This is a genomic window from Achromobacter kerstersii (assembly GCF_902859595.1).
Taxonomy (GTDB): domain Bacteria; phylum Pseudomonadota; class Gammaproteobacteria; order Burkholderiales; family Burkholderiaceae_B; genus Achromobacter; species Achromobacter kerstersii.
Window position 1 is genome coordinate 1 of sequence record NZ_CADIJQ010000014.1, and the last position, 25,269, is coordinate 25,269.

At 64.8% G+C, this 25,269-nt stretch carries 24 protein-coding genes; 11 read left to right on the forward strand and 13 right to left on the reverse strand.

Going from position 1 to position 25,269, the window contains the following annotated elements:
* Positions 1-233: 233 nt before the first annotated feature.
* The 9 genes from HV765_RS28270 to HV765_RS28310 form a co-directional block, all read right to left on the reverse strand.
* Positions 234-671 carry a RidA family protein gene (locus tag HV765_RS28270; RefSeq protein ID WP_054424377.1) on the reverse strand — a complete coding sequence of 146 codons (438 nt, stop codon included), beginning with the start codon at positions 669-671 and terminating at the stop codon, positions 234-236.
* A gap of 11 nt (positions 672-682) precedes the next feature.
* Entirely contained in the window at positions 683-2,173 is a 1,491-nt protein-coding gene (locus HV765_RS28275; protein ID WP_175171670.1) for an N-acyl-D-amino-acid deacylase family protein, read from the reverse strand.
* Positions 2,174-2,187: 14 nt separating this feature from the next.
* The gene (locus tag HV765_RS28280; protein WP_054424373.1) at positions 2,188-3,060 is read right to left on the reverse strand and encodes a MurR/RpiR family transcriptional regulator; all 873 of its coding nucleotides are present in this window, start codon (positions 3,058-3,060) and stop codon (positions 2,188-2,190) included.
* 39 nt (positions 3,061-3,099) lie between these two features.
* On the reverse strand, positions 3,100-4,101 hold the full coding sequence (locus tag HV765_RS28285; protein ID WP_054424372.1) for an ABC transporter ATP-binding protein: 1,002 nt from the start codon (positions 4,099-4,101) through the stop codon (positions 3,100-3,102).
* On the reverse strand, positions 4,098-5,105 hold the full coding sequence (locus HV765_RS28290) for an ABC transporter ATP-binding protein (protein WP_054424370.1): 1,008 nt from the start codon (positions 5,103-5,105) through the stop codon (positions 4,098-4,100). The genes HV765_RS28285 and HV765_RS28290 overlap by 4 nt, the downstream gene beginning before the upstream one ends.
* A gap of 2 nt (positions 5,106-5,107) precedes the next feature.
* Entirely contained in the window at positions 5,108-5,983 is an 876-nt protein-coding gene (locus tag HV765_RS28295; protein ID WP_054424368.1) for an ABC transporter permease, read from the reverse strand.
* A 1-nt stretch (position 5,984) separates the two neighbouring features.
* Positions 5,985-6,926, reverse strand: coding sequence for an ABC transporter permease (locus HV765_RS28300; RefSeq protein ID WP_054424366.1), 942 nt, complete (start codon positions 6,924-6,926; stop codon positions 5,985-5,987).
* Positions 6,927-7,058: 132 nt separating this feature from the next.
* Positions 7,059-8,618, reverse strand: coding sequence for an ABC transporter substrate-binding protein (locus HV765_RS28305; RefSeq protein ID WP_054424364.1), 1,560 nt, complete (start codon positions 8,616-8,618; stop codon positions 7,059-7,061).
* Positions 8,619-8,731: 113 nt separating this feature from the next.
* A complete protein-coding gene (locus HV765_RS28310) occupies positions 8,732-10,000 on the reverse strand; it encodes an amino acid deaminase (RefSeq protein ID WP_175171671.1) in 1,269 nt (422 codons plus the stop codon).
* Between the two features lie 210 nt (positions 10,001-10,210).
* On the opposite strand from HV765_RS28310, the gene HV765_RS28315 reads away from it, so the two are divergent.
* From HV765_RS28315 to HV765_RS28330, 4 genes are all read left to right on the forward strand, one after another.
* Positions 10,211-11,002: a deaminated glutathione amidase gene (locus HV765_RS28315; RefSeq protein WP_054424361.1), complete on the forward strand. Its 792-nt coding sequence runs from the start codon at positions 10,211-10,213 to the stop codon at positions 11,000-11,002.
* Between the two features lie 90 nt (positions 11,003-11,092).
* Entirely contained in the window at positions 11,093-12,433 is a 1,341-nt protein-coding gene (locus HV765_RS28320) for a replication-associated recombination protein A (protein WP_054424359.1), read from the forward strand.
* A 45-nt stretch (positions 12,434-12,478) separates the two neighbouring features.
* Positions 12,479-13,825: a serine--tRNA ligase gene (serS, locus tag HV765_RS28325; protein WP_175171672.1), complete on the forward strand. Its 1,347-nt coding sequence runs from the start codon at positions 12,479-12,481 to the stop codon at positions 13,823-13,825.
* 242 nt (positions 13,826-14,067) lie between these two features.
* On the forward strand, positions 14,068-14,316 hold the full coding sequence (locus tag HV765_RS28330) for a hypothetical protein (RefSeq protein WP_082387111.1): 249 nt from the start codon (positions 14,068-14,070) through the stop codon (positions 14,314-14,316).
* 254 nt (positions 14,317-14,570) lie between these two features.
* Here HV765_RS28330 and HV765_RS28335 read toward each other — a convergent pair whose 3' ends face one another.
* Together HV765_RS28335 and HV765_RS28340 are read right to left on the reverse strand one after the other, a co-directional pair.
* The gene (locus HV765_RS28335; RefSeq protein WP_054424354.1) at positions 14,571-14,918 is read right to left on the reverse strand and encodes a virulence factor; all 348 of its coding nucleotides are present in this window, start codon (positions 14,916-14,918) and stop codon (positions 14,571-14,573) included.
* A 311-nt stretch (positions 14,919-15,229) separates the two neighbouring features.
* Positions 15,230-15,727, reverse strand: coding sequence for an ASCH domain-containing protein (locus HV765_RS28340; protein ID WP_054424352.1), 498 nt, complete (start codon positions 15,725-15,727; stop codon positions 15,230-15,232).
* Between the two features lie 191 nt (positions 15,728-15,918).
* Between HV765_RS28340 and HV765_RS28345 the strand changes: the two genes are divergently transcribed.
* Positions 15,919-16,116, forward strand: coding sequence for a hypothetical protein (locus tag HV765_RS28345; RefSeq protein WP_054424350.1), 198 nt, complete (start codon positions 15,919-15,921; stop codon positions 16,114-16,116).
* A gap of 63 nt (positions 16,117-16,179) precedes the next feature.
* Positions 16,180-17,370 carry an amidohydrolase family protein gene (locus HV765_RS28350; RefSeq protein ID WP_175171673.1) on the forward strand — a complete coding sequence of 397 codons (1,191 nt, stop codon included), beginning with the start codon at positions 16,180-16,182 and terminating at the stop codon, positions 17,368-17,370.
* Between the two features lie 21 nt (positions 17,371-17,391).
* On the opposite strand, the gene HV765_RS28355 is transcribed toward HV765_RS28350, so the two are convergent.
* Entirely contained in the window at positions 17,392-18,276 is an 885-nt protein-coding gene (locus tag HV765_RS28355; protein WP_175171674.1) for a LysR family transcriptional regulator, read from the reverse strand.
* A 162-nt stretch (positions 18,277-18,438) separates the two neighbouring features.
* Between HV765_RS28355 and HV765_RS28360 the strand changes: the two genes are divergently transcribed.
* Both HV765_RS28360 and HV765_RS28365 read left to right on the forward strand, forming a co-directional pair.
* Complete coding sequence (locus tag HV765_RS28360) at positions 18,439-19,566, forward strand: mandelate racemase/muconate lactonizing enzyme family protein (protein ID WP_054424342.1); 1,128 nt, start codon at positions 18,439-18,441, stop codon at positions 19,564-19,566.
* Between the two features lie 138 nt (positions 19,567-19,704).
* On the forward strand, positions 19,705-20,688 hold the full coding sequence (locus HV765_RS28365) for a Bug family tripartite tricarboxylate transporter substrate binding protein (protein ID WP_175171675.1): 984 nt from the start codon (positions 19,705-19,707) through the stop codon (positions 20,686-20,688).
* Between the two features lie 26 nt (positions 20,689-20,714).
* Here the strand turns inward: HV765_RS28365 and HV765_RS28370 are convergent, their stop codons facing one another.
* Positions 20,715-21,575: an IclR family transcriptional regulator gene (locus tag HV765_RS28370; RefSeq protein ID WP_054424338.1), complete on the reverse strand. Its 861-nt coding sequence runs from the start codon at positions 21,573-21,575 to the stop codon at positions 20,715-20,717.
* Between the two features lie 171 nt (positions 21,576-21,746).
* Here HV765_RS28370 and HV765_RS28375 point away from each other — a divergent pair, with 171 nt between their 5' ends.
* From HV765_RS28375 to HV765_RS28385, 3 genes are read left to right on the forward strand one after another with little or no spacing between them, the layout of a single operon-like run.
* A complete protein-coding gene (locus tag HV765_RS28375; RefSeq protein WP_175171676.1) occupies positions 21,747-23,399 on the forward strand; it encodes an MFS transporter in 1,653 nt (550 codons plus the stop codon).
* A gap of 16 nt (positions 23,400-23,415) precedes the next feature.
* Positions 23,416-24,375 carry a carbon-nitrogen hydrolase family protein gene (locus HV765_RS28380; protein WP_175171677.1) on the forward strand — a complete coding sequence of 320 codons (960 nt, stop codon included), beginning with the start codon at positions 23,416-23,418 and terminating at the stop codon, positions 24,373-24,375.
* A gap of 3 nt (positions 24,376-24,378) precedes the next feature.
* Positions 24,379-24,996 (forward strand): flavin reductase family protein, encoded by a 618-nt coding sequence (locus HV765_RS28385; RefSeq protein WP_054424331.1) that lies wholly within the window; start codon positions 24,379-24,381, stop codon positions 24,994-24,996.
* Positions 24,997-25,269 lie beyond the last annotated feature (273 nt).

Sequence of the window (25,269 nt, forward strand, 5' to 3'; positions counted from 1 at the left end):
CGGACGTGATCCAGGCGCCTTTCCCCGCTGGGCCGCCCCAAGGGGAAAGAGCCCCCTCGGGGGGCAGCTAGCCCACGGAAGTGGGCGCGGCGTGGGGGCGCCTTTCCCCGCTGGGCCGCCCCAAGGGGAAAGAGCCCCCTCGGGGGGCAGCTAGCCCACGGAAGTGGGCGCGGCGTGGGGGCGCCTTTCCCCGCCGGGCCGCCCCAAGGGGAAAGAGCCCCCTCGGGGGGCAGCTAGCCCACGGAAGTGGGCGCGGCGTGGGGGCGCTTATACGCCACGCAATCAATCTCGACCTTTGCGTCCACCATCAAACTGGACTGCACGCAGGCGCGTGCCGGCGGGTTTTCGCCGAAGTATTCCTTGAAGACCTTGTTGAACGACGGGAAATCGCGGGCGTCGTCCAACCAGACGCCGCAACGCACCACGTGTTCCGGGCCGTAGCCGGCTTCCTTCAAGATCGCCAGCAACTGCTGAATGGCTTTATGGCACTGGGCAACCGTGCCGCCTTCAATCACTTCACCGTTTTCCATCGGCACCTGGCCAGACACGTGCAGCCAGCCGTCGGCCGCAACCGCGCGCGCAAACGGCATGTGCGATCCGCCCTGGCCGGTGCCGCCGGCCACGCCGTAGCGGGTGATGCCATTGTTGTCGGGGGTGGGGGCATTGCTCATGGATAGGCTCCTTAGGGTGTTTGGGGGGCGGGCGTCAGCGGATTTGCTGCGGCAAAGCCCGCGCGCAGATCGCCACTGCGCGGCAGCCAGCGGCCAGCGCGGTCGCCGGTGGGTTGCCCGTGGTGATAAGAGAGTGCGCCATTGACCCACACGGCTTCGATGCCGGCGGCCGTTTGCACGGGGGCGGCGAAGGTGGCGCGGTCGATGACGGTGTCGGGATTGAACAGCACCAGGTCAGCGTGATAGCCCTCGCGCACCAGGCCGCGTTCAGCCAAACCGAAGCGGGCGGCGGACAGCCCGGTCATCTTGTGGACGGCCTGAATCAGCGGAAACAAACCCACATCGCGGCTGTAATGGCCCAGCACGCGCGGGAACGCGCCCCATAGGCGGGGGTGCGGCATCGGATCGTTGGGCAGGCCGTCGGAACCCACCATCGTCAGCGGGTGCGACAGCACGCGGCGCACATCGTCTTCGTGCATGTTGTGATACACGGCGCCCGCGGGCTGCAAACGCTTGGCCGCGTCCAGCAGGCTCACGCCCCATTCGGCGGCAATGTCGGCCAGCTTGCGGCGGGCCTGCTCCGGATGCGGCACGGACCAGGTGATGTCGATGTCGAATTCGTCGGTGACCTGCTTCAAGTCCAGGGTGGACGAGCTGGCGGAATACGGATAGCAGTCGCAACCCACGTGTTGCAGGCGGCCGGCGCTTTCAAGCGTGAACAGCACTTCCTTCGTGCGGCCCCAGTTGCCCGCGCCCGCGCATTTCAGGTGCGACACCACCACCGGCACGCGTGCATGCTGGGCAATGTCGAACGCTTCCTGCATGGCTTCCAGGATGGCGGCAAATTCCGAGCGCAGGTGCGTGGTGTAAAGCGCGCCGAACTCGTCCAGCGCTTCGGCCAGCAGCTTGACTTCGGCGGTGTCGGCCTCAATGGCGGATGCATACGCCAGGCCCGTGCTGAGCCCGATCGCGCCATGCGCCAGGGCGTCTCGCAGTTGCTCGCGCATCGCCAGCACTTCGTCTTGCGTGGCGGCGCGGTCCAGGCGGTCCATGTGGTTGCTGCGCAGCGCCGTGTGGCCGACCAGCGCGGCCACGTTCACGGCGGGCTGCGCGGCTTCGATGGCGCGGGTGTAGTCGGCGAACGTGGGGTAGTTGAAATCCTTGCGGCCGCCCAGCAGGTTCATCGGGTCTGGCGGGTCAGCGCGCAGCGACACGGGCGAGGCGCTGATGCCGCAGTTGCCCACCACCACCGTCGTCACGCCTTGCGACAGCTTGGGCAGCATGCCCGGCGTGCGGATGACGTTTGTGTCGTCATGCGTATGCACGTCGATGAAGCCGGGGGCGAGCGCCAGGTCGGTGCCGTCGACGATGTGGCGGGCGTGCGCGCCCGGCAGGCCGCCAATGGCGGCGATGCGGCCATTGGCCAGCGCCACGCTGGCGCGGTACTCGGGGCCGCCCGTGCCGTCCAGGACTCGGACGTTGCCTATGAGGGTGTCATACATCTTGGGTTCCAGGTTCAATCGCCCAGCGGCAAACGGTTGGGGCCGCCGCGGTGTTCGTCCAGCGCCAGCTTGATGCGGCGCAGGCGTTCGCGGTTTTCCTCTTGGTTCAGCATGGCCAGTTCGGTAGACAACAAGTCAATGGCCAGCATCATCGCGTAGCGTGATGCCGAGGGTTTGTAGATGAAGTCGGTTTCGTCGGTACGTATCGGCAACACCACGTCGGCCAGCTTGGCCAGTTCCGACGATGCGTCGGTGATGGCGACAAGACGCGCGCGGTACTGTTTGACGATGCGCGCCGCGCCCACGATTTCCGGCGTCAGGCCCGAGGCCGACAGCACCAGCACCGCATCGCGCTCGTCCAGGGTGGCGGCCACCATGCGCAACAGCACGGCGTCGCTGTAGACGGCGATGGGGTAGCCCAGCCGCACCAGGCGCGACTGCACTTCCTGCGCCAGCACGGCGGACGCGCCGCCCATGCCGAACACGTAGATCATGCGGGCGCCGTCGATCATGGCGCATGCTTGTTCGAACAACGACTCAGTAAAAGTGGGCAGATGCGCGCGCAGCGTGCTTTCGATGTCGGCGTAGATGCGGGCGTAGAAGGTGCTTTCCTCGGCGGGCGCGCTCGGGTCCAGAAAGCGGCTGCCCACGGTGCTGGCCTGCGCCAGCTTCATCTTCAGGTCGCGCGTGTCGTCGCAACCGACCGTGCGCGCAAAGCGCGAGATTGTGGCGATGCTGACGCCCGCCTTGGTGGCCAACTGGTCAACGGTGGCGCTGGCGCCCCACATGATGTCGTCCAGAATGGCGTCAGCGACCTTGCGTTCGGTCACGCTCAATGCGTCCCGCCGACTGCGTATCTGGAAGACGATGTCGCGGATGATGTTCATGTGAAATTCCTGGGTCGAGTCGGGCAGGGCTGGCCGGCGTCAGGCCGCCAGCTCGGGGTCGCCGATGCGCGAACAGGCCACGTAGTGGCCCGGGCCGACGCTGACAGCTTGCGCTTCGATCGTGGCGCAGGCGTCAATGGCGTGCGGGCAGCGCGTGCGGAACACGCAACCGGACGGCGGATTGATCGGGCTGGGGATGTCGCCTTTCAGCAGAATACGCGAGCGCGGCGCACGCGGGTCCGGCACCGGCGCGGCAGACAGCAGCGCGCGAGTATAGGGATGGCGGGGGCGCGCGTACACCTCGCTGGTGGGGCCGCGCTCCATCACGCGGCCCAGATACATCACGACGACGTCATCGCACAGGTAATCCACCACCGCCAGATCATGCGCGACGAACAGCATCGTCAGCCCCAGATCGCGCTGCAAGTCCTGCAACAGGTTCAGCACCTGCGCCTGCACGGACACGTCCAGCGCCGACACCGGTTCGTCGGCCACGATGAAGTCGGGTTCGACCGCCAGCGCGCGGGCGATGCCGATGCGCTGGCGCTGGCCGCCCGAAAACTCGTGCGGATAGCGGCGGCTATGGTCGGCGTTCAGGCCCACGCGTTCCAGCAGTTCGCCGATGCGGGCCGACCGCCGGTGCTGCGCAAGCTTGTGCGTGTCCAGCGCCTCGCCCAGAATCTCGGCCACCGTCATGCGGGGGTTCAGGCTGGCATACGGGTCCTGGAACACGATCTGCATGCGGCGGCGCCACGGCAGCATCTGCCTTTCATTCAGCTTGGTGATGTCTTGGCCATCGAACACAATGCGGCCGGCAGTGGGCGCAAACAGGCGCAGCAGCGCGCGGCCCGTCGTTGTCTTGCCGGAGCCAGATTCACCCACCAGGCCGACGATGGTGTTTCTGGGCACGTCGAAGCTGACGCCGTCCACCGCCCGCACAACCGGCGCATGGCGCGCCTGCGAGGTCGGGAAATGCACTTTCAGGTCTTCGATGCGGACCAGCGGCGCTTCGGCGCGCACGGTCACTTGAGGGCTCGTCATATCGGGTTCACCTTGATGCAGCGGGCGCGATGTTCGGGTTGTACCGTGACCAGTTCCGGCACGGCGGCGCGGCAGTCGTCGGCCGCCAGCTCGCAGCGCGGCGCGAAGGTACAGCCGGCCGGCAGCGACAGCACGCTGGGCACGTTGCCGGGAATGGCGCGCAGGCGTTCGCCCGAGGCCAGCAGCGCAGCGGTGGGCAGGCACGACAACAGGCCACGGGTGTACGGGTGCGTGGGCTTTTCGAACAGGTCGTAGACGCCCGCGTCTTCCACCACGCGGCCTGCGTACATTACCGCCACGCGATGCGCGATCTCGGCCACCACGCCCAGGTTGTGGGTGATGAACAGGATGCTCATGTTCATCTCTTTCTGCAGCCGGCGCAGCAGGTCCAGGATCTGCGCCTGCACGGTCACGTCCAGCGCGGTGGTGGGCTCGTCGGCGATCAGCACGGCCGGGTTGCAGGCCAGCGCCAGCGCGATCATCACGCGTTGGCGCATGCCGCCCGACATCTGGTGCGGGTATTCGTTGACGCGCCGGTCGGCAGCGGGAATCTCTACGCGTTCCAGCATTTCGCGGGCGCGCTTGAGCGCCGCCGCATACGAGCCGCCTTCGTGCTGCAACACGGCTTCGGCGATCTGGTCGCCCACCGTGTATAGCGGGTTCAGGCTCGTCATCGGCTCCTGGAAAATCATGGCGATTTCCGCGCCACGGATTTTCTGCAGCGTAGCGGGCGTGGCGTGGGCCAGATCATGCTGCACGCCCTGGCGGTCGCGAAACAGGATCTTGCCGGCTTCGATGCGGCCCGCCGGTTTGGGCAACAGGCCCATGATGGACAGGCTGGTTACGGATTTTCCGGAACCGGATTCACCGACGATGGCCAGCGTTTCGCCGCGAGCCAGGTCGAAGGTGACGCCGTCCACGGATTTGGCGATGCCGTCGCGGCTGTGGAACCAGGTCTTCAACCCTTCCACGGACAGCACGACGTCTCGGGTGCTTGCCGTCATGATTACAGCTCCTTGCGCAGGCGCGGGTCGAGCACGTCGCGCAGCCCGTCGCCCACTAATTGCAGCGACAGCACGGACAGCACAATGGCGATACCGGGGAAGATCATGATCCAGTCCGCCGAGCCCATGTACTGCTGGCCGGCGTTGATCATGGTGCCCCAGGTGGGAATGTCGGGCGAAACGCCCACGCCCAGAAACGACAGGCCGGCTTCGGCCAGAATCGCGTAGGCGAAGATGAACGTGCCTTGCACCAGGATGGGCGACACCAGGTTGCGCAGCACGTGCACGGTCACGATGCGCCACGTGGGTACGCCCAGCGCGCGGGCGGCTTCCACGAAAGGCAGCTCGCGGATCACCAGCGTCGAGGCGCGCACGATGCGGGCCAGACGCGGCGTGTAGACGATGCCCAGCGCAATCACCACGTTGATCAGCGACGGGCCCAACGCGGCCACCAGCGAGATCGCCAGCAGGATGTCGGGAAACGCCATCATGGCGTCGATCAGGCGCGACACGAACTTGTCGGCCGACCGGAAGAACCCGGCGATAAGACCCAGCGCAATGCCCAGGACGCTGGACACGACCACCACGGAAAAGCCCACCATCAGCGACAGGCGGCCGCCATAGATCACGCGGCTGAACACGTCGCGCCCGAAGTCGTCGGTGCCGAACCAGTGCGCGGCGCCCGGCGCCTTCAGCCGGTTCATGATGGACAGCTTGAACGGGTCGTAGGGGCTGACCCACGGCGCCAGCAGCGCGGCGGCCACCAGCACGATGATGACGATCAGGCTCAGCAGCACGGTCTTGCGCGACACCAAGAGGCGCAGCACCTGCCAGCGGTCGGCGCCGCCGGCGGATTGGGGAGAAGTTGCGATAGCCATATCAGTAGCGCACCCGGGGATCGACCAGCAGGTACAGCAGATCGATGATCAGATTGATCAGGACATAGATGGCCGCGATGATCAGCAGCGCGCCCTGGATGACGGGGTAGTCGCGGCGCAGCACCGCCGACACCACCAGACTGCCCACGCCGGGCAGGCCGAACACGGTTTCGGTCACGACGGCGCCGCTGATCAAGAGCGCGGTGGTCAGGCCCAGCACGGTCAGGATGGGGATCAGCGCATTGCGCACGGCGTGCTTCAGGATGACCTTGCTTTCCGGCAGGCCCTTGGCGCGCGCGGTACGCACGTAGTCGTCACGCAGCACGTCCAGCATGCTGGCGCGGATGAAGCGGGTGATCAGCGCGGAGTTCACCAGGCCCAGCACCACTGCGGGCAGGATCAGGTGCGACAGGCGCGTGGCCAGCGACGCGTCGGGGCCGCCATAGCCCGACACCGGCAGCCAGCCCAGCTTCACCGAGAAAATCTGCATCAGCAGCAGGCCGAGCCAGAAGCTGGGCACGCTGGAGGTGAACATCGAGAACGACAGCACCGACTGATCAAGCGTGGTGCCGCGTTTGACGGCGGACAGAATGCCCACCGGCAGCGCGATGGCGCTGGCGATAAGCAGCGACATCAACGTCAGGAAAATCGTGGGTTCGGCGCGGTCAGCCAGTGCGGAGAGCACGGGCTTGTTCATGAAGATGGACTGGCCCAGATCGCCTTGGACGAGCTTGCCCAGCCACGATACGTATTGCAGCGCCATGGGCTGGTCCAGCCCCAGTTGCGTGCGCAGCGCGGCGATGTCCTGCTGGCTGGCTTGCGGACCCAGCATCACGGCAGCCGGATCGCCGGGCGTGACGCGGATGATGACGAACACGATGGTCGCGACGATAAACATCACGGCCACCAGCCCGACCAGCCGGTTTAAGAGATAACGCAACACGATGATGTCCTAATAGAAGCGTCAATCAGTGCATGAGGGACGGGGGCCTTACTGCACGCCCCTTCCCAGCGATGGGGGGCGCGCGGCGGGCGGTCTTGTTCTTGCGACCGCGCTGCCGCGCTTTACCCATCCTTACTTAGGGCTTTTCCAGGCGTTCCAGAAGAACGGCCACGGGGCGGGCTGGGTGCCTTGCAGCGACGGCGAGCGCGCAGCCTGGGCGTTGAAATCGCCGACCTTCACGAACGGGATTTCGTCATACACGGCCTGCTGCACGTCGGCCCAGCGCTTGATGCGTTCTTCCTGCGTGCGGGCCTGGTTGTAGGCGTCCATCACCTGGGCGCGGCGCGGCGTGTCCCACCAGCCCGGCGCGTCCTTGGACGGGAAGTCGATCAGCGCGGGTTCCGGCAGGAACACACTGTGCGTGATGAAGATGTCCCACACGGCGGGGTCCTGGCGGCGTTGCGTCAGCGTGGCCCAATCCACCACCTGCATGTCCACCGTAAAGCCGGCGGCCTTCAGGTATTCCGCGGCCACCAGCGCCATCTTGTAATGGAACTCGTACTGCTGGCTGGTCAGGATGCGGATCTTCTTGTCGGCGACGTTGGCGCTGTCCAAAAGTTTCTTGGCGGCGGCGGAGTCGGCCTTGTTGTAGACCTTGCCGCCCAGCGACGTGGCCCACGGGTAGCCTTCGGGATACAGGTCGCCGTTCAGCTTGTAGAAGTCTTTGTTGCCGAACGCGGCAAACAGCATGTCTTCTTCATTCAGCGCCAGTTGCACGGCCTGGCGCACGGCCAGGTTGGACATGATGCCTTGCTTGGTGTTGAGCACCAGGCGCGGCCAGCCGAAAGGCTTCAGCATCACCGGGTCGGAACGGCCGCCCTTGAGCTTTTCCAGCGCTTCCACGGGCAGCGAGTCGACGTAGTCGAACTGGCCGGCGGCAGCGGCTTCCGAGCGGGTGTTGGCGTTGCTGACCGGCACGAAACGGATTTCGTCCAGGTATTGCTTGCGTGCGCCGCCGTAGCCGTCGGGCTCGCCTTCGCGCTGCTTGTAGCCGTCGAAACGCACCAGCTGGATGTACTGGTCCGGCACGCGCGCCTTCAGTTGGTAAGGCCCCGTGCCGACGATTTCGGTCAGCACCGGCGCGATCTTGCCCTTGGGCATGATGACGGCGGCGGCGTTGTTCATCGCCAGCAGCGCGGTCAGCGGCGCATAGGGTTGCTTCAGCGTGATGCGGATGGTGTTGGCGTCAGGCGCTTCGATGCTCTGGATGACCTTGGCGGCGCCCTTGCCGCGCGTGGCGGTTTCCGTCCAGCGCTTCAACGAGGCCAGCACGTCCGACGAATCCATCTTCGAACCGTCATGGAACGTGATGCCCTGGCGCAGCGGAATCGTGTAGATCAGGCCGTCGGGGGTCACGTCCGGCATCTTGTCGGCCAACAGCGGAGTCAGGTTCCACTTGGCGTCGAAGGTGTACAGCGTTTCGAAGAAGTGCTGTGTCAGGATGCCCACCAGATCAGCGGTGCTGGTCATGGGGTCAAGCGTCGGCGGCTCACCGATGGTGGCGACGGAAATCGTGCCCCCCTTGACCGGCGTGGCACTCAGGGCGGGGGACGACATTGCGGTCAAGCCAATTGCGCCGGCCGCGAGCAGGCTGGTCAGCCCGCCGCCTCGCCGGGAGGGTCGGAAGTTCATGATTCTCTCTCCAGAGGGGTCAAAAACAGGTTGTCGCGTGAAATCAGGTAAGCGCCGGTTCCCAAGTCATTCAGCCCCCTTGGGCCTGGCGCGATGCGTCAGGCAGGGGGCGTTCAGAAGAAGGTTTCGGCCACGTCCGTGACGCGGTACTGCTCGTCCACCAGCAAGACCTGGCGCCACTTGTCGAACGTCAGGCAGGGGTGGGAGATATCGAAGGCGATCATGTCGCCGACTTGAATGTCGTCGCCGTCGGCGATCTGCATGAAGGCGTGCTGGTCCATCATGGCGGTCAGCTTCCAGGCGCGGTTCGCGTCTGCCGGGGCGCTTCGCCCCGGACGGTAGTGCAGGGCGGGCGTAGGCAGGCCGGCGTCAAACGCGGCGTCGCGCTTGCCCATTGCGATGATGGCGCGGCCGGGTTCGGGCAGCGACTGCACGTAGGCCCAGACCTGCAAGGCGGGCAGCAGGCCCGGCTCCATTTTTTGCGCCACGGGGTTGTGGGCATTGATGCGTTCGGCGGCCGAGCGGTACACGCCCACATCGTGCGACAGGTAGCAGCCCGGGCGCAGCACCACTTCCAGCGGTGCGCCAATATCCAGCTGCGAGAATTCTTCGGCCACGACGTCGAACCAGGCCGACCCGGCGCCCGAGATCACGGCGGGGCCGTTCTTGCGCAGGCGGCCGGCGGTGGCCAGGCCACGCAGGGCGTCGGTGGCGCGGCGCAGGAATGCGCGGATGGCGCCTTCTTCCTGCAACACGCCTTCGTAGACTTCAATGCCGGCCAACGCCAATCCGGGCCAGCGGCCGATTTCTTCCACCACGGCTTGCAGTTGGGCGTCGTCGCGCACGCCGGTGCGTCCGCCGGCGGGGCCCAGTTCGATCAGCACCGGCAGGGTCAGGCCTTGCTCGCCGAAGAACTCGCCCAGTTGGGCGGCGTTGGCGGGGGAATCGACGATGCAGAAGTACGTGAAGGCGGGGTCTTGCAGCAGGCGGGCGATGATGGCCATGTTGGCGCGGCCCACCAGCTGGTTGGCCATCAGCACGCGGCGGATGCCATGTTGATAGGCGGCCAGCACTTGGGGAGCCGTCGCCAGCGTGATGCCCCAGGCGCCGTTGTCGATCTGGCGCTTGAACAGCGCCGGGCTCATCGTGGTCTTGCCGTGGGGCGCCAGTTTGACGTGGTACGCCTCCATGAACTGCTGCATCCATTGCAGGTTGTGGCGCACGCGGGCTTCATAGAGCACGGCGACGGGCAGGCTGACGTCTTCGTCCAGCAGGTTCCAGTTCAGGGCCGCCACGCCCGCGGTCGTACAGGACTCGGGGAACGCGCCCAGGCCTTTGCCATTCACGTCCAACAAGGCTGCGGGGGAAGAAGAATTCGTCATGGTGGGCGCCTGCTTTGGAAAATATTTACGTCAAAGTTCGTTTTTTTCATTATCGTGAAAGAAATTTACAAGCGGGAGCTAGGAGTTACCCTAGTCGACAGGGCGGCCCACATGGCTCCACAAGGATTTACACGGCTCTCCACACGGCAGCCCAGTTGGCGCGACAATAGCGAAACGTTCGAAATTCATCGCGCCAAACAAGGAAATGCCATGCTGAAAGTCGCTTTGGGCCAGTTCGCCGTCAGCCGCGTCTGGGAAGAAAACGCGCAAGTCTGCGTAGATCTGATGACGCGCGCCCGCGAGGGCGGGGCGGATCTGCTGGTGCTGCCCGAAGGCATCCTGGCCCGCGATATCACCGACCCGCAGATCGTGCTGAAGGCCGCCCAGCCGCTGGATGGCCCGTTCATGACCCGCCTGCTGCAAGCCAGCCGCGGCTCGTCCTTGTCGACGATGATGTGCGTCCATATCCCTACCGGGGACGGCCGCGTCTGGAACACGCTGGTCACGCTGCGCGACGGCGAAATCGTGTCGCAGTACCGCAAGCTGCATCTTTACGACGCCTTCACGATGAAGGAATCCACCAACGTCACGCCGGGCGCCGAGATCCCGCCCCTGCTGGAAATCGCCGGCCTGCGCGTGGGCCTGATGACCTGCTATGACGTGCGCTTCCCCGAATTGGCGCGCCGCCTGGCGCTGGACGGCGCTGACCTGCTGGTGCTGCCGGCCGCGTGGGTGCGCGGGCCGTTGAAGGAAATGCACTGGGAGGTATTGGTCACGGCGCGCGCGCTGGAAAACACCTGCTATGTGGCCGCCACGGGCGAATGCGGCGAACGCAATATCGGTTGCAGCATGGTGGTGGACCCCTTGGGCGTCGTCACGGCCCGCGCGGGCGAGGCGCCGGCGCTGGTGTTTGCCGATATCGACCCCGAGCGTCTGGCGCATGCCCGCAAGGTGCTGCCGGTGCTGGCCAACCGCCGTTTTGCGCCACCGGAATTGGCCTAGCCGCCGTGCCGGCTGCGCAAGTCAGTCGGCATGGCCGTCATGGTGTAATGCTGACTTAAACTTCACGCTGTCCTCCCTCATCTGCTGCCAATGAGCAACGATCTCTTCGCGGCCGATCCTGCGCATCGGCCCTATGTGCCTCTGGCCGAACGCCTGCGTCCGCGCACCTTGTCTGACGTCGTCGGGCAGTCGCACCTGCTGGGGCCTGACAAGCCCCTGCGCGTCGCCTTCGAATCGGGCCGTCCGCACTCCATGATTTTCTGGGGGCCGCCCGGCGTGGGCAAAACCACGCTGGCGCGCCTGATGGCCGACGGCTTCGATGCCCAGTTCATCGCCATCTCGGCCGTGCTGGGCGGGGTGAAAGATATCCGCGAAGCGGTCACGGTGGCGCAGGTGGCGCAAGGCCAGGGCCGCCGCACGATCCTGTTCGTGGACGAAGTGCACCGCTTCAACAAGGCCCAGCAGGATGCTTTCCTGCCCTATGTGGAAAGCGGGCTGTTCACGTTCATTGGCGCCACCACCGAAAACCCGTCGTTCGAGGTCAACTCGGCCTTGCTGTCGCGGGCGCGGGTGTACGTGCTGCAATCGCTGTCGCCTGAAGAATTGCAACAGCTCGTCGATCGCGCGGTGACCGCGCTGAACGACGGGGTGGAAGACGGCGAGGCCATCCGCGTCGAGGACGATGCGCGCGAACAATTGGCCGCGTGGGCCGACGGTGACGCGCGCCGGTTGATCAGTGCGGTCGAAGTCGTGGCGGAATCGGCGCAGTCGGCGGGGCGCGACACGGTCGACGCCGCCTGGCTGGAAATCTCGCTGTCGCAGAACCTGCGCCGCTTCGACAAGGGCGGTGACGCGTTCTACGACCAGATCAGCGCGCTGCACAAATCGGTGCGCGGCTCCAACCCGGACGCGGCCCTGTACTGGTTCTGCCGCATGATCGACGGCGGCGCCGATCCCAAATACCTGTCGCGCCGGCTGGTGCGCATGGCGGTGGAAGACATCGGCCTGGCCGACCCGCGCGCCACCGATCTGGCCGTCGTTGGGGCCGACATCTACGAACGCCTGGGCTCGCCCGAAGGCGAGCTCGCGCTGGCGCAAGCCGTGGTCTACATGGCCTGCGCGGCCAAGTCGAACGCGGTCTATAACGCCTATAACCAGGCGCGCCAGTTCGCGGCCGAACACGGCAGCGCGCCGGTGCCCATCCACCTGCGCAATGCGCCCACCAAATTGATGAAGCAATTGGGCCACGGCAAGGCCTATCGCTACGCGCACGACGAGCCGCACGGCTATGCCGCCGGCGAGCAATATTTCCCTGATGGACTCAAGCCTTCCTTCTATCGGCCGACCGATCGCGGCCTGGAGGCTAAAATCCAGCAAAAGTTGGCATTTCTGCGCGAGCTGGACGCGCAGGAACGCGCCAAGAACCGGTAACGGGCCACGCCCGTTGCTTCACGCAACTCTCAACCGACCTCACCGATGCTAGACCCGATACTGCTGCGCAAAGACCTGCAAACCGTCGTAGACCGCCTCAAGAGCCGTGGCGTGTCCTTCGACACGGAACGGTTCAACGACCTGGAATCTCGCCGCAAGGCCGTCCAGACCGAGACCGAGTCCCTGCAAGCCCGCCGCAATGCGCTGGCCAAGCAGATCGGTCAGTTGAAGGCCAAGGGCGAAGACGCCAGCGCCGTCATGGCGGAATCCCAAGCCGTGCCGGTGCGCCTGAAGCAGCTGGAAGAAGAGCTGGCCGCCTTGCAGGCGCCGCTGAATGAGCTGCTGATGTCGGTGCCGAACCTGCCGCACGCCAGCGTGCCGCTGGGCGAGTCCGCCGACGACAACGTCGAAGTGCGCCGCTGGCTGCCGGGTGAAGCCGGCGCCGATGGCAACCCGCCGCCCCTGGCGTTCGACGCCCGTGACCACGTCGCTATCGGCGAGCCGCTGGGCCTGGACTTCGACATGGCGGCCAAGCTGTCGGGCGCGCGCTTCTCGTTCATGCGCGGCCCCATCGCCCGCCTGCACCGCGCGCTGTCCCAGTTCATGCTGGACTTGCAAACGGGCACGCACGGCTACACCGAGTGCTACACGCCTTACATCGTCAACGCGTCCACCCTGTACGGCACGGGCCAGTTGCCCAAGTTCAAGGACGACATGTTCGCCGTGTCCAAGGGCGGTGGCGACGACGATCCCAAGGTGGATGCCGCAGGCAACCCCTACGTGCGCGAAGACCAATACCTGATCTCCACGTCGGAAATCACCTTGACCAGCGTGGCGCGCGACACCATCCAGGCCGCCGCCGACCTGCCGCTGAAACTCACCGCGCATACGCCGTGCTTCCGTTCCGAAGCGGGCAGTGGCGGCCGCGACACGCGCGGCATGATCCGCCAGCATCAGTTCGACAAGGTCGAAATGGTGCAGATCACGCAGCCCGAGCAATCGTACGAAGCGCTGGAAGACATGGTCGGCCACGCGGAACGCGTGTTGCAGCTGCTGGGCCTGCCGTACCGCGTGGTGCTGCTGTGCACGGGCGACATGGGCTTTGGTTCGGCCAAGACCTATGACCTGGAAGTGTGGCTGCCGGCGCAAAACACGTGGCGCGAAATTTCGTCGGTGTCCAACTGCGAAACCTTCCAGGCCCGCCGCATGCAGGCGCGCTTCCGCAATACCCAGGGCAAGCCGGAGTTCGTGCACACGCTCAACGGTTCCGGCCTGGCCGTGGGCCGTGCGCTGGTGGCGGTGCTGGAAAACCACCAGCAAGCTGACGGCAGCGTGCTGATCCCCGAAGCCTTGCAGCCTTACATGGGCGGCCTGACGGTGCTTAAGCCGTAAAGAAAAGCGGTCTGTATATCGCGTCTATCGGCCATTTGGCGGATAAGAAAACGGAGCCTCCGGGCTCCGTTTTTTTTTATCATGTCGACATATTCTTGTCGTTTTTGCTATTTAAGATCTCGGGGTGAGTGCTTGATTTTGATGTGAGCAATTGTGTATTTCTAATAAAAGGGCCGGATAGTTGCGGCACAATACACCCGCGTTCTACACGCTTCATTCACTTATATAACAAGGAGTTGTCCATGACTTCAAGAATGATTGGAGATTTTCGTGTGAGATGCTCTGTCGCTCGTGAGGACGAACAGGGCTACCGCGTGCAGATATGGACCCGCCGAGTGGGCGGAACCGCACCGGAAAAATGCTGGACTGTGCCGGGACAGGCGCCGTTCTCAGACTTGCACGAAGCAGAACAGGAAAGCCGTCAATTGTTCCAAGATATCAATGGTGTGCGTTTCAACGGTGAACCGGAGTTTGCTCATGCGTCCGCATAATGGCTGGTGGCGGGCGTCCAGTGCGCCTCGTCGATGGATCGATCTTGTTCAAGAATCGCCGCGTTGGGCCGATAACAAGGCCAACCCGGTATCGCAGACGCCAGCTGTCATGGCTGGCAAACCTGTGCAGGCCCCTGCGGCCTGAATCCCTTCCAACGGGGCACCGGACATTGTCCCGGCGGAAAAAAAGGCCACTCTTTCGAGTGGCCTTTGCTTTTGGCCGCGGCTTTTACACCGCGGTTAAGTTGACGCGTTCAGCGGCGCCAGTCACCACGGCCGTCGCCATGTCCGTGCCCATGTCCGCGGTAGTAGCCGGGGCCCGGGCCGTAGTAGCGCGGGGGCGGGCCGCCGCGCCAGTGGGGGCCGCCGCGGTAATAGACCGGGGCGGGGTAAACCACCGGGGGCGCCACGTATACGGGAGCCGGGCGGTAATAGACGGGCGGGGGCGGCGCCACGTAGACCGGGGCGGGGGCGACATACACCGGCGCCGGATACACCACACCGGGTACGCCAATGGAAATCCCCACATCCACACGAGCCAAGGCCACGCTTGAGATCAGCAGACCTGCGGCACCTGCACCAGCGATAAGCCATTTTTTCATGTTGCACCTGCCTGCTGCGCGACACAGCAAAGTTGAGTATTCGACGCCTCTATTTTCGGGCTTTTCCGCCCGCTTTTCGTAAGCGCCGCTTCCTCAATCGCGACAATCCGCAACCGTCCCCCTGTTCGAATTCGCTTGGGTGTTGCAGTGCGGGGTAGTGCGTCCGCTCTGGTAAACCCGGACTTGAAATCGATTGAAATCGAGTGGAATGAGATGAAGTTAATAGGGGGCGTTACACGCCGTCACCATCCGCGGGCGGTGTGAGGCGCATCCGCCACGTCAGTCGCCATGGGTGCGGCGCATCTGCCACGTCAGTCGCCATGCGTGCGGCGGAACTCCACCACCCATACCCACGGATTTGCCGCCCAAGCGTGCGCCCCGTAGCGTTCGCACCACGTCAACGCAAACGCCGTTTGAAGTGGCACGCCAGGCAGCAGCGCAGAGGATTCATACAGCGCTTGTGTGCCTTCGGCGCGCGCATCCGCTTCGGTCAGGTTCTGCAAGCGCTGGATGCGCACACCGACGACAAGCGCGGTGGCGAATGGCGTGCCGGCTTCGTCCGTCAAGACAATGCTCTCGCCGGACTTGCCGTACGGACATCGCACCCAGCTTGAGGTCTTACGGAGTTCAGTGGGGTTGTCGCGGTTGGGGCCCATGGCGACCCATCTGCCGGAATCGGCAGCGTCCGCATACCAGACCGTGGTCGGCTTGGTTGGCTGTGGCTTCACGATGCGGCGGCTTTGCACCTTTGAGCCGTTTAAAACGGCTTGTTTAAGCGGCTCGCTGAATTGAAGTGACTGCCTTTTCATGCGCTCGCTATTCTCCTCTCGATGAACGGCACCGCGTTGGTCGCTGAGGTGCCGAAATCGATGCGTGACAACTGCACCAGCTATTTCAGCCTAGGAGCAGGCAGTATGACTTGTCGGGTTCACGATGTCAGGCACGGTTTGTATTTGTGTTGTCTTTTTGTACAAAGCATCGATGTTTGTATACTCAGGGAATGAACACAGACCTGCACAATCTCAAGCCCGGTTACTACTGGTACACCATGGCCAACGACCCGCTGGCCGTCATCCACATCCATGAAGACGGTGGCGCTTCGCTCATGGGTTCGGACTATCGCATCGGCGCCGAAGGCGTGGCCGATATGGTCCGCCAAGGCGAACGCTTCTTCTGGATCGAACCCCCGCAAGTTTGAAGCCGCAAGGCCTCTCACGGCCGGCCCGCGTGGCCGGCCGCTTGCGTTTGTCCCGGACTCACCATGACTGATCTGTTGCTGAAGAATGTCCGCGTGTCCCCAAGCGATGCCGTGGATGTGTTGGTGCGCGGTGGCCGCATTGCGCAAATCGGCCCGCAGATTTCTGCGACGCCCGACACTCTGACGGAAGACGGCGGCGGGGCGTTGCTGCTTCCCGGTCTGGTGGAAGGGCACACCCATCTGGACAAGACCAACTGGGAATCGCCCTGGTACGTGAACGAGGTGGGTTCGGCGCTGACCGACCGCATTGACAACGAACGCGCCTGGCGCGCCAGCACCGGGCATGACGCAGCCAGCCACGCGCGTGCGCTGGCGCTGGCTTTCCTGCGCGAAGGCACCACCCGCATCCGCAGCCATGTCGACGTGGACACCGACGCCGGCCTGCGCCATCTGCATGGCGTTCACGCCACACGCGCCGAACTGGCGGGCCGCGTGGAAATTCAAACGGTGGCGTTTCCGCAATCGGGTTTGCTCATCCGTCCTGGCACGGCCGAGTTGCTCGATCAGGCGCTGGCGGATGGCGCCGATGTGCTGGGCGGGCTGGACCCCTCCGCCATTGATCGTGATCCGGCGCGGTCGCTGGATGTGCTGTTTGGCCTGGCCGACAAGCATGGCAAGCCCGTGGATATCCACTTGCACGAGCCCGGCGAATTGGGCGCATTCACGCTGGACCTGACGCTGGACCGCGTGGCGGCCTTGGGCATGAACGGCAAGGTAGTCATCAGCCACGCGTTCTGTCTGGGCGGCGTGGACGCCAAGCGACTGGACGGATTGCTGAAGCGGCTGGCCGCGCTGGACGTGGCCGTGCTGACCACCGCGCCGCCGTCCCGCCCCGTGCCGGCCGTGCGCGCCTGTCGCGAAGCGGGCGTCACGATCTTCGGCGGCAACGACGGCATTCGCGATACCTGGACGCCCTACGGCAGCCCCGACATGCTGGCGCGCGCCATGATGATCGGGCTGCGCAACGATTTGCGGCGTGACGATGAAGTCGAATGGGCGTTTGATTGCGTCACCGGCGCCGCCGCGCGCGCCTGCGGCTTTGCCGACTACGGCCTGACGATGGGCGCACGTGCCGACCTGGTGCTGGTCGACGCCAGCTGCGTGGCCGAAGCCGTTGTCACGCGCAAGCCTCGCCGCCTGGTGGTGTCAGGCGGCGTTGTCGTGGCGCGCAACGGGCAGGACGCCATCGCCTAAGGGCGGGACAGGCCGAGTCGCCTAAGGGCGGGACAGGCCGAGCTGCGACTCGGTCAACTCCACAAACGCCCGCATCAATTCCGAACGCACGCCGGCGCGCAGCCAGATGGCGCCGACGGTGCGCACGGGGCAGGGCGCTGGCAACGGCCAGCGCTTGACGCGCGCCATCGCCTCGCCGGTTGTCGCCCAGTCTGGCAGCAGCGCCACCCCCAATCCTTCCGCCACCAGCTTGGCGATGGAATCGATGCCATCCAGTTCAAACCGCACGTGCGGCCGCAGATTGCGCGCCCGCAGATAATCGTCGGCCATCTTGCCGCCGACCACGCTGCGGTCGTAGCAGATGTAGGGCTCGCGCGCGAGGATCGCCAGCGGATCGCGCACCGTCATGTCGGCAGGCGTGACCAGCACCAGCGGTTCGTGACGCAGGTCGCGCCAGTCGCAGGTCTTGGGCAGCGTAAACAGCGGATGCACCAGCAGCGCGCCATCCAGTTCGCCCGACAGCACCTTGCTGTACAGCAGCGTCGTGGGCGCGGGTTCGATATAGATTTCGATGTGGGGATGGCGCGCCACCCACGTGCGCAGCACGGGCGGCATGATGCCCGTCAGCGCCGTGGGCGTGGCGCCCAGCCGCAGCGGTCCGGCGGGCAGCTCGGTGTCGCTGGCGGCCGAGCGCAAGTCGCGCACATCGCGCAGGATGTGGCGCGCCCGTTCCAGGATGCGGATGCCGGCTGGCGTGGGTTTGACGGTGCGCCCGGATCGGGCGATCAGCGCGCTGCCCACGTCCGCCTCCAGTGCGCGCAAGCGCTGCTGAACGGTGGCGGGCGTCAGCCCCTGGTGCCGGGCGGCCTGGGCGATGGAACCCAGCTCCACCACATGCACATAGGTTTGCAGAAAGCGCGAGTCCACGACGGCGAGCCTTTTGGGAAGATGGATTTTTCGTATTCTAAAGATGGATGACGATAATTGTTGTTTTCTTTGGCGGCGGGAAGAATACGTCCAGAGCGAGTAGCCCGCCGCACGTCGCGCCGGCGCCGCCTTCAGCATCTTCCCGCTACCAAGGAGCCCACCGTGCCCATCATTGAATCTATCGACGTCTGCGCCGCCGCCGTCCCCCTGGACAAAGTCACCTCGTTTTCCAACCGTACGGTGTCCACGCGCCACTACGGCCTGGTGAAAGTCCGTTCCACCGACGGCGTCGAAGGCATCGGCTTTTGCTATGTGGGCAGCGCAGGCGGGGCCATCTTCGAAGCGGCCGTGCAAAGCCTGCTGGGCCCTGTGCTGCTGGGCAAGGACTCGCATGCCGTCGAAGGGCTGTGGCAGTCCATGTATCAAGAGGCGCTTCTGCAAGGCCGCCAAGGCACGGTGATGCGCGCGCTGAGTGCTCTGGACATCGCGCTGTGGGACTTGAACGCCAAGACGGCAAACCTGCCGCTGCACAAATTCCTGGGCGCGGTGGAACTGGAAACCGTGCCGGCCTACGCCAGCGGCGGCTATTACCTGGATGGCAAGACCCCGCAGCATCTGGGCGAGGAAATGGCCAGCTATGTGGACAAGGGTTTTCGCGCCGTCAAGATGAAGACGGGCCGCCTGTCGCCGCGCGAGGAAGAGGCGCGTCTGAAGGCCGCGCGCGAGGCCGTTGGCCCGGACGTTGAATTGATGATGGATTGCAATAACGCCTGGGAGGACGTCACGCAGGCCATGCAATACATCCGCCGCTTTGAACAGTACGAGCCGTACTTCATCGAAGAACCCTTTGGCCCGGACGATATCGACAGCCACGCCAAGCTGGCGCGCCTGACGCACTTGCCGATCGCCACCGCCGAAATTGGCTATGGCCGCTGGTATCACAAGGAATTGCTGGACAAGGGCGCGGCCGGCATCTTACAAACGGACGCGGCTGTGTGCGGCGGCATCACCGAGTGGAAGCGCATTGCCGCCACCGCCGCCAGCTACGGCGTGGTGGTGTGCCCGCACTGGTTCCACGACGTGCATGCACCGCTGGTCGCGGCGACGCCAAACGCGCGCTACGTGGAATTCTTCTGGGACGACCAGGTGCTGAATTTCCGCAAGCTGGTTGATCGCCAACTGACGCACAAGCAAGGCCGCGTAGTACTGCATCAAGACCCGGGCCTGGGCTTTGGCTTCGATGAGCGCATGGTTGAACGCTACGGCAAGTGGACGCGTGTTGCCCGTTAAGGGCGGTGTGGCTTTCTTATTCAAGCGTAGGTAAAGGAGGGCGGCATCCCGGCCGCGTCAGATGGCCGGATACCGCGGAAGCAGACATTGCTTCCATAACCAGCCGCCGTCCACGGACGCCGGCGCGAGGAGACAAGCATGCAACGCAGGCAATTCATGACCGGCGCCGCAGCGCTGGGCGTAGGACTCGTCCTGCCCATCGCGGCGCGGGCGCAGCAGGACCTGCCGTCTGGGCCGGTGAAGATCGTGGTGGGGTTTCCGGCGGGCGGCGGCACGGACGTGCTGGCGCGCCTGCTCGGGCAGAAGCTGGGCGTCATGTGGAACATTCCCGTCATCGTGGAAAACCGCGCGGGCGCAGCCGGCATCATTGCGGCCGAGCAGGTGGCCCGCCAGCCCAACGATGGCAACACGCTGTTGATGGCGCATGTGAATAGCCACGGCATCGCGCCGGGCTTGCAACCCAAGCTGGCGTACGCGGTGGACCGCGATTTCTCGCCCATCGCGCTGGTGGGCAAGACGCCCACCATCCTGATCGGCGGCGCGTCGCAGCCCGCCAAGACCTTGCCTGATCTGGTCAAGCTATGCCGCGCCCAGCCCGGCAAGATCGTGTTCGGGTCGGCGGGGGCGGGGTCGGCGCAGCATCTGGCGCTTGAAATCTTCAAGGCGCGCGCTGGCATTGACGTGCTGCACGTGCCGTACAAAGGGTCGGCGCCGTTGATGAACGATCTGCTGGGCGGCCACGTGCAGTACTGCTTTGAAGGCATGACCACGGCCACGCCTCTGCTGCAATCGGGCAAGGTGATTGCGTTGGCCCAAACGCTGCAACAGCGTTCCAAAAGCCAGCCGAATGTGCCGACCGTGGCCGAGCAGGGCTACCCCGGTTTCGAGGCCAGCATTTGGTTTGGCATGGTGGGGCCAAGCAAGATGCCGGCCCCCATGGTTCAGCGCATGAACCGCGACATCGACCAGGTGCTGGCCATGGCGGACGTGCAGGAAAAGCTGGCGCAGGTGGGGGCGGAAGACGGCGGCGGCAGCGTGCAGCGCTTTGCCGACTTCATGTCGCAGGAACAGCAGAAGTACGCCAAGACCATCAAAGACGCGAAGATCGTCGTCGAAAGCTGACGCCAGAATGCGCCGGGGCGGGCAGATCAGCCTGCCTGCGCGTCCCCGTCCGGTTCCACCCAGCCCGCCATCGCCGAGATCGAGCGGGCTTTTTCACGCAGCAAGCGGGCGGTGCCGGATTCCAGTTCATCGTCAATCGCGCCTACCGGCCCCATCAGCGTGATGGCCGCGGTCATCTCGCCCAGCATGTCGAAGATGGGCGCGGATAGCGACGTGAAGTGCGGCAGCAGCGCGTGGCGGCAGCGGCTGATGTGGTGCTTTTGCACTTCATCGCGTATCGCCTGCACGTCTTTCAGCGTGTAGGAATTGCCCGGCGCGCCGCCGTGGCTTTCAGGCTGGGATGACGATAGCTCTTGCTCGAGCAGATCACGGGTCAGCGCATCGGGCAGGTGCGCCAGGAAATTGCGGCCCAGGGCGGACGACAGCAGCGGCATCACCGTGCCCACGCGCAATTCCAGCAGGGGGCGGCTGCGGCTGCCTTCCACGCGGTAGACGATCGTGGGGCCCTTGTTGCCCCACACGCCCAGGAACACGGTGTGCCCGGTAACGGCGGCGACTTCGGCCATGATGGGCCGCGCGGTCGTGAAGACATCGAATTGCTCCAGCGCCGCCAAGCCCAGCCGCAGCGCGTAGGGGCCCAAGCCGTAATGGCCGGTGTCGGCATGCTGCTGCACCACGCCCACCTTTTGGAAGCTCACCAGGTAGTAGTGCACGTTGGGCACCGTCAATTCACAGGCGTCGGCGATTTCCTTCAAGGGCATCGGCCGGCCGGTCTTGCGGATTACGTCCAGAATCCGGAACCCCACCTCAATCGACTGGATGCCTCTGCGCGCAGCGGCTGGCGCCTTGTCCGTGTTCTTTTCAACCTTGCCGGCGGGCCTTGCCATCACTGCCTCCACTGTGTGTTTGGCGGCAGTGTAGCAGCGGCTCGGGCGCGTTCCCGCAGGCGGCCGCCGCCGTTTTCCGGGTTTCCCCCAGCTTTGTGATGCCCGGTTTTAAGTTTGATAATAGTTAATGCGTACAGCAGTATCAATTAAAAACACCAGGGGAAAGCAAGCATGGAAGCAAACATCGCAATGCCGCAGGCCGGGGCCGGGCTAACGCTAAGCCGCAAAGAAGAACGCCAGGTCGTCGTGGCGTCGACGCTGGGCACCTTGTTCGAGTGGTATGACTTTTTCATCTACGGGACGCTGGCGGTCTTCATGAGCCAGGTGCTGTTTCCGCAGGACAATCCCACGGTTGCGCTGCTGGCCGCCTTGGGCGCGCTGGCGGTGGGCTTCATCATCCGGCCGCTGGGCGCGGTGATGTTTGGCTATCTGGGCGACAAGTGGGGCCGCAAGTACACCTTCCTGATCACGGTGGTGATGATGGGCGGCGCCACGGTGTTGATCGGCTGCCTGCCCACCTATGAGTCGGCGGGCCACTTGTCGTGGATTCTGTTGCTGACGCTGCGGGTGGTGCAGGGCCTGGCGGTGGGCGGCGAATACGGCGGCGCCGTGATCTATGTGGCCGAACACTGCGAGCCCAAGCGCCGCGGGCTGCTGACGGGCTGGATTCAGATCACGTCATCCGCCGGGCTGATCCTGTCGCTGATCGTCATCCTGTGCACGCAGGCGTCCATGAGCGCCGACGATTTTCGCCAGTGGGGCTGGCGCCTGCCGTTCATTCTGTCGATCGTGATGCTGGCCATTTCGATCTACGTGCGCGCCAAGCTGCATGAATCGCCCGTCTTCACGCGGATGAAGCAGCAGAACCGCCTGTCGAAGAATCCCATCAAGGAAACGTTTGGCCAGTGGTCCAGCCTGCGCCTGGTGTTGCTGGCGCTGATTGGCGTGACGGCCGGCCAGGGCGCCACCTACTTCACCGGCCAGTTCTACGTGATGATCTTCCTGCAACAAGCCGTGCAGATCGACCAGACCAGCGTCTACACGCTGATCCTGATCGGCTTCATCATCGGCGCGCCGACCTTCGTGCTGTTTGGCTGGCTGTCTGACCGCATCGGCCGCAAGTGGATCATGATGGCGGGCCTGTTCATCGCCGCCATCGGGTATCACTCGATGTTCGACGTGCTGCTCAAAGCCGGCAACCCGGCGTTGGCGCAAGCTATGCAAAGCACGCCGGTGCGCGTGCATGCCGACACCAGCGGCGGCGCGTGCGACTTCGGTTTGCAAGCCGCCATGATCGGCAGCCATGCCGACCATAAGAAGGTGTGCGTGCAGGCCAAGAAATTCCTGGTCGGCAAGGGCATCAACTTTGAATACGCAGCACCCCTGCCGGGGCAGGACATCGCGATGAGCGTGGGCGGCGTCACCGTCAACGGTTTCGACCGCGCCGGCTACGCCAAGGCATTGACCGCCGCAGGCTACCCCGACCGCGCCGACCCCGCCCGCGTTGACCGCGCCACCATCATCCTGATCCTGGTGCTGATGACGGCGGTGGTCGCCATGGTCTACGGCCCGGTCGCGTCCTATCTGGTCGAGCTGTTCCCGGCCCGCATCCGCTACACCGCGCTATCCTTCCCGTACCACATCGGCGCCGGCATCTTCGGCGGCATCGTGCCCTTTACCGCCACGTACCTGGCGCAAGCCAGCGGCAATATTTTCGGCGGCCTGATGTACCCGGTCGTCGTGATGGTGATCGTGGGCGTCATCGGCAGCCTGTTCCTGCCGAACACCCGCGCCCAAGCCATTGATGAAGACCCCATCCACTAAAACAGCGAGGAGAGACATGTCCGTGCCATCGCAATTCAAGGCTGCCGTCATCCAGGCAGCGTCCATCCCGACCGACAGCGTTGCTTGCGCCCACAAGGCGGCCTCGCTGATCCGCCAGGCGGCGGAGCAGGGCGCCCGGGTGCTGGTGTTCCCCGAGGCCTTTCTGGGCGGCTACCCCAAGGGCAATTCATTTGGCGCGCCCATCGGCATGCGCAAGCCCGAAGGCCGTGACGCCTTCGCCAGCTACCACGAGCAGGCCATCCGGCTGGACGGCGAGGAAGTCGCCGTGGTGGCGCAGGCCGCGGCCGATACCGGCAGTTTCGTGGTCATGGGCTGCATCGAAGCCGACGGCGGCACGCTGTACTGCACCGTGCTGTACTTCAACGGCGACGCCGGGCTGATCGGCAAGCATCGCAAGCTGATGCCCACCGCAGGCGAACGGCTGATCTGGGGCTTTGGCGACGGCTCGACCATGCCCGTCTTCGACACCCCCTACGGCAAGATCGGCGCCGTCATCTGCTGGGAAAACTACATGCCCATGCTGCGCATGTATATGTACAGCCAGGGCGTGGCGCTCTATTGCGCGCCCACCGCAGACGACCGCGACAGCTGGATTCCCAGCATGCGCCACATCGCGCTGGAAGGCCGCTGCTATGTGCTGACCGCTTGCCAGCATCTGCGCCGCAACGCGTATCCGGAAGACTTCGAATGCGCGCTAGGCGATGCGCCCGACACCGTGCTGATGCGCGGCGGCAGCGCCATCATCGACCCCTTGGGCGAAGTGCTGGCCGGCCCGGACTTTTCGGACGAAACCATCTTGTATGCCGACATCAACCCCAACCAGATCCTGCGCGGCAAGTACGACTTTGACGTGTCGGGCCACTACGCGCGGCCGGACGTGTTCCAGCTTCAGGTCGACACCCGCGAGAAGCGGGCCGTCTCCGCCATCGGCGCGGGCGGCCAGCAGGAGCCTTAAGCCATGCATTTTGATTTCAGCGCCTTGCCTTCGCAGACGGTCTACAAGCTGTTGACCTCGACCGTCACCCCCCGCCCGATCGCGTGGGTCACCACGATTTCGGGCGACGGGTGCGTCAACGCGGCGCCGTTCAGCTTCTTCAACGTGATGGGCCATGAACCGCCCACGGTGGCCATCGGCCTGATGCGCCGCGCCAACGGCGACTTGAAGGACACCAGCGCCAACATCATCGAGAACGGCGAGTTCGTGGTGAACCTGGTGCCTGAATCGCTGATGCAGCAAATGAACCAGACCTGCGCCGACTACCCGCCGGGCGTCGACGAGCTGGCCAAGGCCGGGTTGACCGGGTTGCCGGCGGCGCATGTGCGTCCGCCGTTGATCCAGGGCAGCCCGGTGTCGCTGGAATGCGTCAGTCAGGCCACGATCGTGACCGGCCCGCATCAAGTCGTGGTCATTGGCCGGGTGTTGGGCGCGCATGTGGACGACGCTTTTGTGCAGGACGCCGAACGCGGTTACGTGAAAACCGCCGAGATGGGGCTGGTTGCCCGCATGCACGGCAGCGGCTGGTATGCACGCAGTACAGACTTGTTCCAGCTTGCGCGGCCAACGGTCGCGGACTGAAACCCTAGGCGGCCGTGATGGCCGCTTTTTTTTCGCCTTCGCATTGGCCGCAGCGCCAGTTACGCAAACGCGGGAGCTTGTGCCAAAACACTCCCCATTTCGCCCCTTGCCGGTCAAATCCGGGCTGCTAGCATTTCCCGGACCGTTGAGAGAATCCTCGAATCCGACTTCTCCGGCGGCGCTTTTTTGACACAACGAACACCAATATTTTGGGGGCGGATCATCCAGGGGCTTACGGGCGTCTGGCTTGCAAGGGGCGGCGGCTTTTGTCCG

Coding starts and splice junctions, on each gene's coding strand:
- HV765_RS28270 (WP_054424377.1), bottom strand. CDS start 671: ATGAGCAATGCCCCCACCCCCGACAACAATGGCATCACCCGCTACGGC.
- HV765_RS28275 (WP_175171670.1), bottom strand. CDS start 2,173: ATGTATGACACCCTCATAGGCAACGTCCGAGTCCTGGACGGCACGGGC.
- HV765_RS28280 (WP_054424373.1), bottom strand. CDS start 3,060: ATGAACATCATCCGCGACATCGTCTTCCAGATACGCAGTCGGCGGGAC.
- HV765_RS28285 (WP_054424372.1), bottom strand. CDS start 4,101: ATGACGAGCCCTCAAGTGACCGTGCGCGCCGAAGCGCCGCTGGTCCGC.
- HV765_RS28290 (WP_054424370.1), bottom strand. CDS start 5,105: ATGACGGCAAGCACCCGAGACGTCGTGCTGTCCGTGGAAGGGTTGAAG.
- HV765_RS28295 (WP_054424368.1), bottom strand. CDS start 5,983: ATGGCTATCGCAACTTCTCCCCAATCCGCCGGCGGCGCCGACCGCTGG.
- HV765_RS28305 (WP_054424364.1), bottom strand. CDS start 8,618: ATGAACTTCCGACCCTCCCGGCGAGGCGGCGGGCTGACCAGCCTGCTC.
- HV765_RS28310 (WP_175171671.1), bottom strand. CDS start 10,000: ATGACGAATTCTTCTTCCCCCGCAGCCTTGTTGGACGTGAATGGCAAA.
- HV765_RS28315 (WP_054424361.1), top strand. CDS start 10,211: ATGCTGAAAGTCGCTTTGGGCCAGTTCGCCGTCAGCCGCGTCTGGGAA.
- HV765_RS28320 (WP_054424359.1), top strand. CDS start 11,093: ATGAGCAACGATCTCTTCGCGGCCGATCCTGCGCATCGGCCCTATGTG.
- serS (WP_175171672.1), top strand. CDS start 12,479: ATGCTAGACCCGATACTGCTGCGCAAAGACCTGCAAACCGTCGTAGAC.
- HV765_RS28330 (WP_082387111.1), top strand. CDS start 14,068: ATGACTTCAAGAATGATTGGAGATTTTCGTGTGAGATGCTCTGTCGCT.
- HV765_RS28335 (WP_054424354.1), bottom strand. CDS start 14,918: ATGAAAAAATGGCTTATCGCTGGTGCAGGTGCCGCAGGTCTGCTGATC.
- HV765_RS28340 (WP_054424352.1), bottom strand. CDS start 15,727: ATGAAAAGGCAGTCACTTCAATTCAGCGAGCCGCTTAAACAAGCCGTT.
- HV765_RS28345 (WP_054424350.1), top strand. CDS start 15,919: ATGAACACAGACCTGCACAATCTCAAGCCCGGTTACTACTGGTACACC.
- HV765_RS28350 (WP_175171673.1), top strand. CDS start 16,180: ATGACTGATCTGTTGCTGAAGAATGTCCGCGTGTCCCCAAGCGATGCC.
- HV765_RS28365 (WP_175171675.1), top strand. CDS start 19,705: ATGCAACGCAGGCAATTCATGACCGGCGCCGCAGCGCTGGGCGTAGGA.
- HV765_RS28370 (WP_054424338.1), bottom strand. CDS start 21,575: ATGGCAAGGCCCGCCGGCAAGGTTGAAAAGAACACGGACAAGGCGCCA.
- HV765_RS28375 (WP_175171676.1), top strand. CDS start 21,747: ATGGAAGCAAACATCGCAATGCCGCAGGCCGGGGCCGGGCTAACGCTA.
- HV765_RS28380 (WP_175171677.1), top strand. CDS start 23,416: ATGTCCGTGCCATCGCAATTCAAGGCTGCCGTCATCCAGGCAGCGTCC.
- HV765_RS28385 (WP_054424331.1), top strand. CDS start 24,379: ATGCATTTTGATTTCAGCGCCTTGCCTTCGCAGACGGTCTACAAGCTG.